The organism is Pseudoxanthomonas sp. CCNWLY206-1 (genome assembly GCF_039710385.1).
In the GTDB taxonomy this organism is placed as follows: Bacteria; Pseudomonadota; Gammaproteobacteria; order Xanthomonadales; family Xanthomonadaceae; genus Pseudoxanthomonas_A.
The window spans coordinates 724,351-737,664 of sequence record NZ_JBDKXI010000002.1; the positions used below are offsets into that span (position 1 = coordinate 724,351).

The 13,314-nt window shown below is 62.7% G+C and carries 11 protein-coding genes; 7 read left to right on the forward strand and 4 right to left on the reverse strand.

From position 1 onward, the window contains the following. Positions 1 to 208: 208 nt before the first annotated feature. Together AADW18_RS07435 and AADW18_RS07440 are read right to left on the reverse strand one after the other, a co-directional pair. A complete protein-coding gene (locus AADW18_RS07435) occupies positions 209 to 1,249 on the reverse strand; it encodes a LysR substrate-binding domain-containing protein (protein ID WP_337342710.1) in 1,041 nt (346 codons plus the stop codon). Between the two features lie 506 nt (positions 1,250 to 1,755). Beyond that, the gene (locus AADW18_RS07440; protein WP_337342711.1) at positions 1,756 to 1,968 is read right to left on the reverse strand and encodes a hypothetical protein; all 213 of its coding nucleotides are present in this window, start codon (positions 1,966 to 1,968) and stop codon (positions 1,756 to 1,758) included. Between the two features lie 269 nt (positions 1,969 to 2,237). Here AADW18_RS07440 and AADW18_RS07445 point away from each other — a divergent pair, with 269 nt between their 5' ends. From AADW18_RS07445 to AADW18_RS07470, 6 genes are all read left to right on the forward strand, one after another. Next, a complete protein-coding gene (locus tag AADW18_RS07445; protein ID WP_337342712.1) occupies positions 2,238 to 3,023 on the forward strand; it encodes an SDR family NAD(P)-dependent oxidoreductase in 786 nt (261 codons plus the stop codon). Positions 3,024 to 3,185: 162 nt separating this feature from the next. Beyond that, the gene (locus AADW18_RS07450) at positions 3,186 to 4,388 is read left to right on the forward strand and encodes an efflux RND transporter periplasmic adaptor subunit (RefSeq protein WP_337342713.1); all 1,203 of its coding nucleotides are present in this window, start codon (positions 3,186 to 3,188) and stop codon (positions 4,386 to 4,388) included. Between the two features lie 144 nt (positions 4,389 to 4,532). Beyond that, positions 4,533 to 7,700 carry a multidrug efflux RND transporter permease subunit gene (locus AADW18_RS07455; protein WP_337342714.1) on the forward strand — a complete coding sequence of 1,056 codons (3,168 nt, stop codon included), beginning with the start codon at positions 4,533 to 4,535 and terminating at the stop codon, positions 7,698 to 7,700. A gap of 22 nt (positions 7,701 to 7,722) precedes the next feature. Then, the gene (locus tag AADW18_RS07460; RefSeq protein WP_337342715.1) at positions 7,723 to 8,457 is read left to right on the forward strand and encodes an SDR family oxidoreductase; all 735 of its coding nucleotides are present in this window, start codon (positions 7,723 to 7,725) and stop codon (positions 8,455 to 8,457) included. Continuing rightward, entirely contained in the window at positions 8,451 to 9,884 is a 1,434-nt protein-coding gene (locus AADW18_RS07465; RefSeq protein ID WP_337342716.1) for a TolC family protein, read from the forward strand. The genes AADW18_RS07460 and AADW18_RS07465 overlap by 7 nt, the downstream gene beginning before the upstream one ends. 273 nt (positions 9,885 to 10,157) lie before the next feature. Continuing rightward, positions 10,158 to 10,625, forward strand: coding sequence for an acyloxyacyl hydrolase (locus AADW18_RS07470; RefSeq protein ID WP_337342717.1), 468 nt, complete (start codon positions 10,158 to 10,160; stop codon positions 10,623 to 10,625). Between the two features lie 158 nt (positions 10,626 to 10,783). Here AADW18_RS07470 and AADW18_RS07475 read toward each other — a convergent pair whose 3' ends face one another. After that, positions 10,784 to 11,335 (reverse strand): lipocalin family protein, encoded by a 552-nt coding sequence (locus AADW18_RS07475; RefSeq protein WP_337342718.1) that lies wholly within the window; start codon positions 11,333 to 11,335, stop codon positions 10,784 to 10,786. Positions 11,336 to 11,540: 205 nt separating this feature from the next. After that, on the reverse strand, positions 11,541 to 11,909 hold the full coding sequence (locus AADW18_RS07480) for a BON domain-containing protein (RefSeq protein WP_337342758.1): 369 nt from the start codon (positions 11,907 to 11,909) through the stop codon (positions 11,541 to 11,543). A gap of 175 nt (positions 11,910 to 12,084) precedes the next feature. Here AADW18_RS07480 and AADW18_RS07485 point away from each other — a divergent pair, with 175 nt between their 5' ends. Beyond that, positions 12,085 to 13,122: an oxidoreductase gene (locus tag AADW18_RS07485; RefSeq protein WP_337342719.1), complete on the forward strand. Its 1,038-nt coding sequence runs from the start codon at positions 12,085 to 12,087 to the stop codon at positions 13,120 to 13,122. Positions 13,123 to 13,314 lie beyond the last annotated feature (192 nt).

Genomic DNA, 13,314 nt, shown 5'->3' on the forward strand with positions numbered 1-13,314 from the left:
CGCATCCTTGATGAGGTGTGGGATATGCAGAGGTAAGTTCCATGAACTTACTCCGCATTGCGCACCGATGGTAAAGGCGTTGCGGTATCTGTCGCTATCGGAATCCCTCTAAAGCCACGACAGTTCAACGACGTAGGTCGGCGCTATATGACCGACGCCTGCCGTTGCCGACCAAAGGCGCCGGGGGGCGTGGCCCTGACCTAAGGGATCAGGACAGCACCTGCTCCAGCACCTTCCGGCCAGCGGCCGCTTCCGCGGTTTCGGCCGCTTCCGCAGTTTCCGTTGTTTCCGCTTCGATTCTGCGTTGCGCTTCCTGGGCCAACATGGCCGGGCAGCGCGACATCATGAAGTTGACGTCGAAGCTCAATCGCTGCACCAGGAAATCGACGAAGGCGCGCACCTTCGGCGACAACATGCGGCCACCGGGGAAGACCGCATTGAACTCCAGGTCCGGGCCGACCCATCCACCCAGCACGCGGCGCACCACGCCGCTCTCGATGAACGGTTTGATGGTCACATCGCTCGCAAGCATCAGCCCTTCGCCGCACAGCAATCCGCCGATCAGCACCGACGCGTCGTTGGCCACCATGATGGGATGCACCGGGTACTCGCCGTGCTCCTTGCTGTTGCACAGCGACCAGTTGGCACGGCCGTTGTGGCGCGCATTGCTGATCACCAGCGTGCGATGGTGCTGCAGGTCGTTGGGATGCAACGGCTCGCCGTGGCGTTCGATGTATTCGGGGCTGGCATAGATCTGCGTGCGGAAAGTAGCGAGTTTGCGCGCCACCAAAGTGGAGTCCGGCAACGAACCCAAGTGCAGCGCCAGGTCGACGCCGTCGGCAATCAAGTCCACTTTGTCGCTGGTCAGCACCATTTCCAATCGCACTTCAGGATGCTGCTGGTTGAACTCGCTCAGCAGCGGCGCCACCCACGAAATGCCAGCCGAATACGGCACGGTGAAACGCAGCCAGCCCCGTGGACCGCCTTGCAACTGACCGACGGCGCTTTCCGCTTCTTCCAGTTCGCGCGCAATGCGTTGGCAGTGCTCGTGGTAGACCGCACCCGCTTCGGTCAGGCCGAGCCGGCGTGTCGTGCGATGCAGGAGCTGCGCGCCCAGGCGCGTTTCCAGTTCCTGCACCTTGCGGCTGACAGTGGTCTTGGGAAGGCCGAGCGCGTTGGCGGCGGCGATGAAACTGCCCTGCTCGACCACCTTGACGAAGATCAAAGTGTCGTTGAGATCGTGACTCATAGGGGAGGCTCCGAGTGGCGAATCCCGGATTGGACCGCCAACGGGATGATTATTCCCCTAAATCAGGACTAATCAAGTCCCGATTATGGGCATAACGTAGCGCCTTGTTCTCACAGCGCCGTTAACGCCATGTTCGCCGTCCGCTTGCCCGCCCCGCCATTCACGCCTACGCCGGTTCCCAGGGAATCCGGTAAATCGGGCTTGTTGCTGGCGAATGGGCTGCCGCAGCTCGGTTCCGGCGAATCCGCACAGGTCCGCTTTCGGCGGGCTGACGTCCGGTTGCAAGCCGGTTCGCAGGTGATGGGCATGACCAAAGTAATGAAAATTATCCCAATTGCGGGAGTAAATGTCCCATGAGCGGGATATTGGAAATCGCACCTGCCGGCATTCCCACGGATTCGCCGCGCCGGCTCCGGGCCGCGAAGAATCGTTCAATCGCCATGGCTGTTGGACACTCGCGCCCAGCTCGCCGCGAGGCCGAAAGAAGCTTCGGACAACGGATGTTTTCAAAGGCTGCGGGCTTTTTCCGTCATCTCGCGAAGGCCCTGCGCGCTGACGTGTCGAGGCACGATGCTCACTCGTCTGCGCAGGATCGTGCAATAGCCGAACAGGATTCGGATATCGCTGCCAATGCCTTCATCGCCAGAATCTCTCCTGTACCCGGTGCAGCGCGCGCCGCCGTCCGCGAGAAAGCCGCCATGTCCCTCGTCGTCGCTCAATCCCCCACTCAAGCCGTCACTGCTACCAAGCAGCATGGCGACGTGGGCGCGCGCGCGACATGGCGGCAATCCCTCCCCCAACTGCTCTCGCGGTTGCGGCGCGCGCTGCATGCACCGTCGGCGCCTGCCACCGACAGCGTTCTCGAGATAACCGGTGCGCGTTCAGTGCAATGGTCGTTCGTCCCTCACGCACGCGAGTTCGCGGTATCGCGCCGTCGGCAATCCGGCGGCCGGGCTCGCTCTGCACTTCCACCACGAGTACTGCGGCCATGACCGGTATTCGCAACCCGGAAGCATTGGTGCTGGGCGCGGGTGGCACGGTCGGCTTCGGCGTGGTTGGTGCCTTGCTGGAAGTCGGCAGTCCGGTGCTGGCGGTCGGTCGCGAAGGCGCGCGCATGAGCGCGCTGGCGCAACACTTCGCCGACGAGCCTGGGCTCACGCTGCTGCCGACCGGCTGCATCACCAACGACCAGGACGCGGCGCGCCTGGCGAAGACCGTGCGCAAGCGCAAGCGTCCACTGCGCGCGGTGTTCGCCAGCCTGGCCAGTCCCTGGGAAAGCGGACGATTGCTGGACCGGCCGGCGGATTTCCTGCGCCGCAAGCTGGAACTGGACCTGATCCCGCACCTGGCTGCGGCGCGTCATCTGCTCCCATTGCTCGCCGAATCGAATGAAACCGCTCACTACATCTTGATTGGCGGTCCGCATGCCGAGCGCGGCTGGGCCGGCTATGGTCATGCGTCCATTACCGCAGCCGCCATGCGCATGCTGGCCCAGGTACTGCACGAGGAAGCCAATGCCATGGGCGTGCGCGTGCAGATGCTGTCGGTGGACCAACCGATCTCCACGCCGGCCAATGAATGCAATGCGTGCGCGGAATGGCCCAGCGCCTTGGCGGTAGGCCGCTGCGCGGTGTCGCTGTTGAGCCGCACCGGCGTCGCCGCGGCGCCTATCGTGACCTATACGTCCGAACGCGCGCGACCGCCGGAAAAAACCTTGTTCTCCGATTTTCCCGCATCGCCCTGGACCGCCGCCGACCATCGGCGCGACCGCTGATGCATTCCCGATTTTGTTTATTGAAGTTGTCACGCCGTGAACACCCAAAACGTCTTTACTCTCGACGATCGTGCGCCACTGGCTTGACCTGAACCTAACTTCAGGTCCTAGCCTCGCCTGCTTAAAAAAGATTTTCCTCTCACCACCCAAGAGACTTCCCCCATGAACATCTCCACTTCTTTTGCACCTCGTACGCGACGCATCCTCGCTCTCGGCGCCTTCAGTGCGCTGGCGATTGCCGTGTTGGTCGGCTGCAGCAGCCAGGCCAGCGACAATGCGGGAGCACCACCGCCGCCCGCCGTCAGCGCCGCACCGGTGCTGATCAAGGAGGTCAGTCACTGGGACGAATACAACGGCCGTGTCGAAGCGGTCGAAACCGTCGCACTGCGCCCGCGTGTCTCCGGCTACATCGACCGCGTCAACTATGTCGAAGGCCAGGAAGTGAAGAAAGGCGACGTGCTGTTCACCATCGACGACAGCAGCTACCGCACCGAACTGGCGCGCGCGCAGGCCGAATTGGCACGCGCACGCACGCTGGCCGAGTTGGGCCGCAGCGAGGCTGCCCGCGCCAAGAAACTGTCCGAACTACAGGCGATTTCCACGGAAGAATACGAACAGCGCCGCGCCGCTTCCGACCAGGCCGGTGCCAACGTGGCGGCGGCGCAGGCCGCGGTGGATGCTGCACGCTTGAACCTGGAATGGACCAAGGTACGCGCACCGATCAGCGGCCGCGCCGGCCGTGCCCTGGTGACCGCCGGCAACCTGGTCAGCGCCGGCGATGCCGCCAGCGTACTGACCTCGCTGGTATCGCTGGACAAGGTGCACGTGCACTTCGACGCCGACGAACGCAGCTTCCTGCGCTACGCGGAAATGGCACGTAACGGCGAACGTCCCAGCGAACGCGACGGCAAGGTGCCGGTGCAGGTCGGGCTGGTCAGCGAAGATGGTTTCCCGCACGAAGGCGTGGTCGATTTCCTGGACAATCAGGTAGACCGCGGCACCGGCACCATCCGCGCCCGCGCGCTGCTGGACAACGCCGACCGCCGCTTCACGCCGGGCTTGTTCGCGCGCGTGCGGTTGCTGGGCAGTGGCCAGTTCAAGGCCATGCTGGTCGACGACAAGGCCGTGCTGACCGATCAGGACCGCAAGTACGTGTATGTGGTGGATGAGAAGGGAATGGCACAGCGGCGCGACGTGCAGCTGGGCCGCTCCGCCGAGGGCCTTCGCATCGTGCAGAAGGGATTGAAGCCTGGCGACCGTGTGATCGTCGATGGCGTGCAGAAGGTGTTCTTCCCGGGCATGCCGGTTGACGCCAAGGCAGTGAAGATGGGCGCACCCAGCGCGCCCGCGGTCGCAATGAAATAACCAAGCTCTCCCTTGCGCGAGCAAGGGAGATCGGAAATAGGCGGCATTCGATCGTCTATCCCGCGCTTAAGCAGTTCTCACAGCCCTCCTCTGCTTCGCAGCGGGAGGAGTAGGCAGTTCTTCTTTTACTCAGGAAATCCACCCATGGACTTCTCAAAATTCTTTATCGACAGGCCGATCTTCGCCGCCGTGCTGTCGATCGTGATCTTCGCCGCAGGCTTGATCTCGATCCCACTGCTGCCGATCGGCGAATACCCTGAAGTGGTACCGCCCTCGGTGATGGTGCGTACCGTGTACCCGGGCGCCAATCCCAAGGTCATTGCCGAGACCGTGGCCACGCCATTGGAGGAATCCATCCGCGGCGTCGAAGGCTTGATGTACATGAAGTCGGTCGCCAGCTCCGATGGCGTGCTGCAGACCATCGTGACGTTCAATTCCGACGTCGATGCCGATGAGGCGACGGTGCGCGTGCAGAACCGCGTCAGCCAGGCGCTCGCGCGCCTGCCGGAGGACGTACGCCGGCAAGGCGTGACAACCCAGAAGCAGTCACCGGTGTTCCTGATGGTGGTGCACCTGACCTCGCCCGACGGCCGCTACGACACCCTGTACCTGCGCAACTACCTGCGTTTGCATGTGAAAGACCAACTGGCCGGTATTCCCGGCGTCGGCGACGCGCAAGCATTCGGCGGCGGCGACTATGCAATGCGCCTGTGGCTGGATCCTGACAAGGTGGCCGCGCGCGGCCTGACCGCCAGCGATGTGCTGGCCGCCGTGCGCGAGCAGAACATCCAGGTTTCAGCCGGCCAGCTGGGTGCCGAACCGATGCCCACCGGCAGCGATTTCCTGACGCTGATCAATGCCAAGGGCCGCCTGGGCAGCACCGAGGAATTCAGCAACGTCGTGATCAAGACCGGTGCCGACGGCGAAGTCGTACGCCTGTCCGACGTGGCCCGGATCGAGCTGGCCGCGGGCGACTACAGCATGCGCGCTCGCCTGGATGGCGAGAACGCCGCCGCCATCGGCATATTCCAGGCACCGGGCGCCAATGCGCTGGAAATCCGCGACGAAGTGATCCGCCGCATGGACGAGGCGGCCAAGCGCTTCCCGCCGGGCATGGAATACAAGTCGATCTACGACACCACCATCTTCGTGCGCGACTCGATCAAGTCCGTCGTGACCACGCTGCTGGAAGCCACGCTGCTGGTGGTGCTGGTGGTGATCCTGTTCCTGCAGACCTGGCGCGCTTCCATCATCCCGCTGATCGCCGTGCCGGTATCGGTCATCGGCACCTTCGCCGCGTTGTACCTGCTGGGCTTCTCGATCAATACGCTAACGCTGTTCGGCCTGGTGCTGGCCATCGGCATCGTGGTCGACGACGCCATCGTGGTGGTGGAGAACGTGGAGCGCCATATCGAGGAAGGCGCCACGCCGCTGGAAGCCGCGCACCTGGCGATGAAGGAAGTCTCCGGCCCGATCATCGCGATCGCGCTGGTGCTGTGCGCGGTATTCGTACCGATGGCGTTCCTGACCGGCGTCACCGGCCAGTTCTACAAGCAGTTCGCGGTCACCATCGCGATCTCGACGGTGATTTCCGCGATCAACTCGCTGACGCTGTCGCCGGCGTTGGCGGCCCGCTTGCTGAAGCCGCACGGCGCCCCCAAGGACGCGCCCACGCGTCTGATCGACCGCCTGTTCGGCTGGGTATTCCGTCCTTTCAACCGTTTCTTCAACACCAATGCGCAGCGTTATGAGCGCGGTGTTGGGAAGGCACTGGGCCGTCGCGGCATGGTGTTCGCCATCTACGCCGGCCTGCTGCTGGTCACCGGCCTGATGTTCCAGGTCGTGCCGCGGGGCTTCATCCCGGTGCAGGACAAGTCCTACATCATCGCCGGTGTGAAGATGCCGGAAGGTTCGTCGATCGAACGCACCGACGCGGCGCTGAAGAAGATCGGCCAGATCGCGATGAGCATCGAAGGCACGCAGAACGACGTCGCCTTCCCGGGTTTCAATCCGCTGCAGTTCATCAATACGCCCAACTACGGCGTCACCTTCATCAACCTCAAGCCCTTCAGCGAGCGCAATCGCTCGGCCAAGGAGATCACCGATGAGTTGAACATGAAGATCGCCAACGTCCAGGAAGGCTTCGCGTTCGCGTTGATGCCGCCGCCTATCGATGGCCTGGGTACTGGTTCGGGCTTCTCGCTGTTCATCGAAGATCGCGGCAACCTGGGTTACGGCGCGCTGCAGAGCGCAGTGCAAGGCATGCAGGGCGCGGGCGCGCAAGTGCCTGGCCTGGGCTTTCTCAACAGCAGCTATCAAGCCAACGTGCCGCAGCTGGATGCGGAAGTCGACCGTGTGAAAGCCAAGGCGCAGGGCGTGCCGCTGACGGAGTTGTTCGACACTCTGCAGACCTATCTGGGCTCGGCCTATGTCAACGACTTCAACATGTTCGGCCGTACCTGGCAGGTGATCGCGCAGGCCGACGGTCCGTTCCGCGACAGCGTCGAGGACATCGCCAATCTGCGCACTCGCAACGCCAACGGCGAGATGGTGCCGATCGGCAGCATGGTGAAGGTGACCGAAACCTTCGGTCCCGACCCGGTGATCCGCTACAACGGCTATACCGCCGCCGATATCCTCGGCGAATCCGACCCGCGCATCCTGTCGTCGGTGGAGGCCATGGAAAAGCTCGAGGAAATGGCCGCGCAGGTCCTTCCCAACGGCATGGAGATCGAGTGGACCGACCTGAGCTATCAGCAGGCCACGCAGGGCAACGCGGCGTTCATCATCTTCCCGCTGGCCGTGCTGCTTGCCTTCCTGGTGCTGGCCGCGTTGTACGAGAGCTGGACGCTGCCGCTCGCGGTCATCCTGATCGTGCCGATGACGATGCTTTCCGCACTGCTGGGCGTATGGCTCACCGGCGACAACAACGTGTTCGTGCAGGTTGGCCTGGTGGTGCTGATGGGCCTGGCATGCAAGAACGCGATTCTGATCGTCGAGTTCGCCCGCGAACTGGAAATGCAGGGCAAGGGTATCGTCGAGTCCGCGCTGGAGGCCTGCCGCCTGCGCCTGCGCCCCATCGTGATGACGTCCATCGCCTTCATCGCCGGCACCGTGCCGCTGGTGTTGTCGCACGGCGCCGGCGCGGAAGTGCGCTCGATCACCGGCATCACGGTGTTCTCCGGCATGTTGGGCGTGACCCTGTTCGGCCTGTTCCTGACCCCGGTCTTCTATGTGGCGCTGCGCAAGCTGGCCAACCGGCCGCTGGTGTCGCACAACGTCGTGCCCGCATCCGCTACGGCACACCACTAATCCTTCTTCCGCAGGTATTTCAATGAACACTACTTCAAAGATCGCACTGGTCACCGGCGCCACCCGCGGCATCGGCCTGCACACGGTGCGCCAGCTGGCCGAAGCCGGCGTGCACACGCTGCTGGCCGGCCGCAACCGCGCCAAAGCCGTGGAAGCCGCACTGCAACTGCAAGGCGAAGGGCTTCCCGTCGAAGCCATCGAGCTGGACGTCACCGATGCGGCCAGTATTGCCGCCGCCGCACAGGAAGTGGAAAAGCGCCATGGCCGGCTGGATATCCTGGTCAACAACGCTGGGATCGTGGTGGATGAGTTTGGCAAGAAAGTATCCGAGCAAACATTGGATGCCTGGCGCACCACGTTCGAGACCAACTTGTTTGGCGTGATCTCAGTAACGCAGGCGTTCTTGCCGCTGCTTCATCGTTCCCCGTCGGGCCGTATCGTCAACGTATCGAGCTTGCTGGGTTCGATAGCGCTGCACAACGATCCGACATCGCCGATCTACGACTTCAAGATTCCTGCGTACAACGTCTCCAAGACCGCCTTGAACGCCTGGACCATACAGTTGGCCTACGAATTGCGCGACAGTGCCATCAAGGTCAACACCATCCACCCCGGCTACGTGAAGACCGACATGAATGCCGGCGAAGGCGAGCTGGAAGTGGCCGACGGTGCACGCACCAGCGTGGCGATGGCGTTGATCGCCGACGATGGCCCCAACGCCACCTTCACTCACGCCGGACAGGTGCTGCCATGGTGATGCGCACACTTGTCGTAGGCATCGCCGCCGCGCTGTTGGCCGGCTGCGTGACGGTGGGACCGGATTACGTGGCGCCGGCCGAAACGCCCACCACGCTCGAGAATGCCTCTTTAGAGCGCGCGCCCGACGCGGCTTTCGTTAGTGGCGAACACCCCATCGCGACGTGGTGGGGCCAGTTCGACGATCCAGTGCTGGACCAGTTGGTGCGCGAATCACTGCTGGCCAATCCGGACCTGCGCATCGCCATCGCCCGCGTGCAGGAAGCGCGCGCGGTATTCAGCGAGCGGCGGCTGGACCTGGCGCCCCACGTACCGGTCGGCGTGGAGCAGACCCGCAGCAAGCAGCCTGTCGAAGGCGGCGGGCGCGAACTGACGGAAACCTATAGCGCCGGTTTCGACGCGGCGTGGGAGCTGGATCTGTTCGGCCGCATCCGCCGCGGCGCCGAAGCCGCGCATGCGGACCTGCAAGCCGAGCGCAACGAACTGGCCGCCGCGCAGGTCACGGTGGCCGCCGAAGTGGCGCGCAATTATTTCGAACTACGTGGCACGCAGCGGCGTCTGGAAGTGGCGCGGCAAACACTGGAGAACCTGGGCGAAACGCAGCGCTTGACCGAATCGCGTTACGACCTGGGCGCCGGCAGCCAGTTGGAAGTGCAGAGCAGTCTGGCGCGGGTACGTGCGGTGGAAGCCGGCGTGCCGTTGCTGGAAGCATCCGAAGCGCAGTCGCGCTACCGCCTGGCGGTATTGCTGGGCCAACGCCCGGGTGCGCTGGATGCGCTACTGACGCCGCGTGAAATGCCGGCATTCGCCAAGGCGCTGCCGATCGGAGATACCACCCAGTTGCTCCGTCAACGGCCGGATGTACGCGCGGCGGAACGCCGGTTGGCGGCTGCCACTGCTCGCGTGGGCGTCGCCACCGCCGATCTGTTCCCGCGGGTCAGCCTGCGCGGCTTCGTCGGTTTCCTGTCCGGTGATTTCCGCGGGCTGATCGATGGCGACAACAAAGCATGGTCGCTGACACCTTCGGTCAGTTGGGCGGCCTTCGACATGGGCAGCGTGCGGGCGCGACTGCGTGCAAGCGAAGCGCAAGCCGATGGCGTAGCGGCGCAGTACGAAAAAACCGTGTTGTCCGCACTGGAAGATACCGAAAACGCACTGCTGTCCTATGCCAAAAGGCAGACCCAACTCAAATTGGTACTGGAACAATCCGTTGCTGCAAGACGGGCAGCGGAATTGGCGGAGGTTCGCTATCGTGAAGGCTCGTCGGACTTCCTGACGCTGCTGGATGCACAACGTTCACAGCTGGCCGCCGACGATGCACTGGCCCAGGCCGAAGCCGGCGTCAATGTCGGTGTGGTGACGATCTACAAATCGTTGGGCGGCTGGGGCGAACAGGATGTCGCACCTGCGTTGGCCGCACAGCCGTAGACGCCCGGAAAGAACAGCAAATCATGTATGCCACCGCGAGAGCCGGCCGCCCTCCCCCAGGACGGCTCTCGCCATTTTTTATGAGTAAGTATCGTGCCGTCGTTCCAACGTATCCGCTCTCATGTACGCGTAAACGAGGCCTCCGTCGCCTCGCATTTACACACATCCTTCACTGAAAGAAAAAGCCGGTTCTCGTGGGGTGCGCGCTTTGTCCTCGCACTTGCAACGCTGCTATCCACGCTACCTGTGGCCGCCCAGGAGCGCCATCCGGCCATGCCTACCACCACCTTCGTACAAGCCGGCGTGGCGGCGAAGGAGACCCAGATGCTGGTCATCGGCGCCACCCGCGACTGGGCGTGGGAGAAAGAGCTCTCCTGGGGACGTGCCACAGGCTACTGGGAAGTGGCGCTGGGCCGCTGGCACAGCGAAGGAAAAGGTTCGCAATGGGTCGCTCAAGTAGGCGTAACGCCGGTGCTGCGGGTCTATCCGCACCGCTGGAACGAGGGTTGGTTCATCGAAGGCGGCATTGGCGCCAACCTGCTGTTCCCCGTTTATCACAGCGAAAGAAAGCGCTTCAGCACCGTGTTCAATTTTGGCGATCACATCGCGGTCGGCAAGCGCTTCGGTGACAAGCAGCAGCATGAACTTGCGCTTCGCTTCCAGCATTTCTCGAACGGCGGCATCGAAGAACCCAACCCGGGCGAAGATTTCCTGCAACTGCGCTATTCGCGCCAGTTGTAGAGCGGAGCTTGCTCCGCTGCTTTCCGGCATGCTCATGTAGAGCGGAGCTTGCTCCGCTGCTTTCCGGCATGCTCATGTAGAGCGGAGCTTGCTCCGCTGCTTTTTTGTCACCCCGGCGAAGAGCAGCGGAGCAAGCTCCGCTCTACGTGGAGCGCGCGCTAATGAAGCGGCGCGCTCATGATCAGCTGTTCCACGTTGTAGCCCATCGCTTCCGCGCGCTTCTTGAGCCGCTCAAACAATGCCGAATCCATGGCCGGCATTCGCGACAGAACCCAGAGATGTTCACGGTCCGGATCGCCCACCACCGCCCATTGATAACCAGGATCCAGATCGATCACCCAGTAATCGGCCCAGACGAACGGCAGAAACGCTAGCCAATCCGGCGAGAACCTCACCTTCCAGCGGCCGGCGTGGCCTTCAACGGGCCGTGCCACACCCCGTGCCGACTTGATACCGCCATCGGTCCTGCGGCAATGATTGCGCACTCCCAACTCGCTCGGTTTATCCAGCGTGTAGTGGGCAATCACATCGCTTGCGCAGTCCTTTTGAAACGACGTGGGCATACGGGCGATCTCGTACCACTGGCCGGCGTAGCGCGAAATATCCAGCTCCGGCACCGACGTTACCGGCTCCGCGGCTCGTGCCGGCATCGCCATGATGAGCAGCAACAACCCGCATGTGGACAGCCATCGAGTAGGCAATCGGTTCATCGCGTCTTCCTCCCTGAGAAGCATAGGTCACTACCCTGACTCCTCTTTCCTGTGGCGCTCTCAATAGCCGAATGGCTGGCGGAAGGAGGACGGGAAAGGATCTTCTCCGGGCCAAGCCCGGCAACCACTGCCACATCGATGGATACACAAAAGAGCGGGTGCATCCTGCATTGGGATGCACCCGCTCCGTGCCACAGCAGTGGGATCAATCTTTGCCGACAACCAAACCGGATTTGTCGACCTTCTTCACGCCATCAATGCCCTCGGCGACCGATACGGCTTTATCGATCTCAGCCTGACTGTCGACCTTTCCGGACAGTTTGACCACGCCGTTGGTGGTTTCGACTTTGATATCGGTTGCATCGGCATTTTCAGCCACCGCCAATTCGCTTTTCACCTTGGTGGTGATCCAGGTGTCATTGACTGGCTGAGAAGATTCGGTCTTTGCTTTTTCCTCCTTCTCAGGTGCTTGGGTCGATTGGCCGGCGGCTGCCACCGTGCCGGCGGCGAACAACAAACCTATCGACAATGCGCTGGCGAGCATCGAATGTGGAATCGCACGAATGTTGCGCATGGCTTTCTCCTGTCTTGGTGCTGCGACGGCGAGTCTCGGCGCGACGGCGTACAGCGCACGTGAAAAACGCTTTAAGCGCATGTGGAGATTGGTGGCGCGTTCAGCATGGAAAATCCCGCATGAAAACACCACGCCCACCCTCTATCATCGTGGCTTCTCCTTTTTGGAAAGCGGCATGGACCACATTCTCAATGTCGCCCTGGTGGGCTACGGTTTCGTCGGCAAGGTATTCCACGCGCCGCTGATCGCCCACACGCCTGGAATGCACTTGCATACGGTGGTCTCGCGTGACGCGGGCAAGGTGCATCTGGACCATCCGCAAATACGGGTGCTCGCCGACCCGCAGGAAGCGTTTGCCGATTCCGCCATCGATCTGGTGGTGATCGCCACGCCCAACGAAACGCACGCGCCTCTCGCCAAAGCGGCCTTGGCGCAAGGCAAGCATGTGGTCGTAGACAAGCCATTCACGATAACGGTGGCGGAAGCCGAACAAGTCGTCGCGGAAGCGCACGCCCGCGGCCGTTACGTCAGCGTGTTCCAGAACCGCCGTTGGGATACGGATTTCCTGACGGTGCGGCGACTCATAAGCGAAGGCTTGCTAGGGGAAATTGCGGAATACCATTCCCATTTCGATCGCTTCCGTCCCACGGTCGTGGACCGTTGGCGTGAAAGTCCGGCACCGGGTGGCGGCCTGTGGTACGACCTGGGACCGCACTTGGTCGATCAGGCGCTGCAACTATTCGGTCAGCCGGACGCGATATCCGCGGATCTGGCGCAGCAGCGAACAGGCGCGCGCACCACCGACTATTTCCATGCGCAGCTGCGCTATCCGCAGCACCGCGTTCACCTGCACGCCGGCTCACTGGTGCCGGCTGCCGGCGTACGCTTCGCGATACATGGCAGGCGCGGCAGTTTCATCAAGCACGGACTGGATCCGCAGGAAGACAGCCTGCGTGCCGGGGGCAAGCCCGGAGAACCGGGCTGGGGTGTGGATATTTCACCCGGGCAATTGACGGTGAATGATCAGGGAACGATGCGATTGGAATCGGTGGAAAGTGTGCCGGGGGATTATCGGCAGTACTACGCGGCGATGCGCGACGCGATCTTGCACGGTGGTCCGGTGCCGGTGTCGACGGGGGAGGCGTTGGATGTGATGCGGGTGATTGAGTTGGGGATTCGGAGTTCGGCTGAGCGCAGGGAGGTTTCTCTGTAGGTTTTGGGGAGTTGGAGATCATCGTTTGGCGCTGACGCGGGTAATTCGTCGGAACAGATGATCTACGCGCTTGCAGCGGGCCCTACTTTGCTTTGCTCGTGCAAAGAAAGTAGGCAAAGAAACACGCCCCTGGCGGCGCGCCCTTCGGGTGCGTGTCGCCGGTGGGAATTTTCGGAAGGCACATCCATGTGC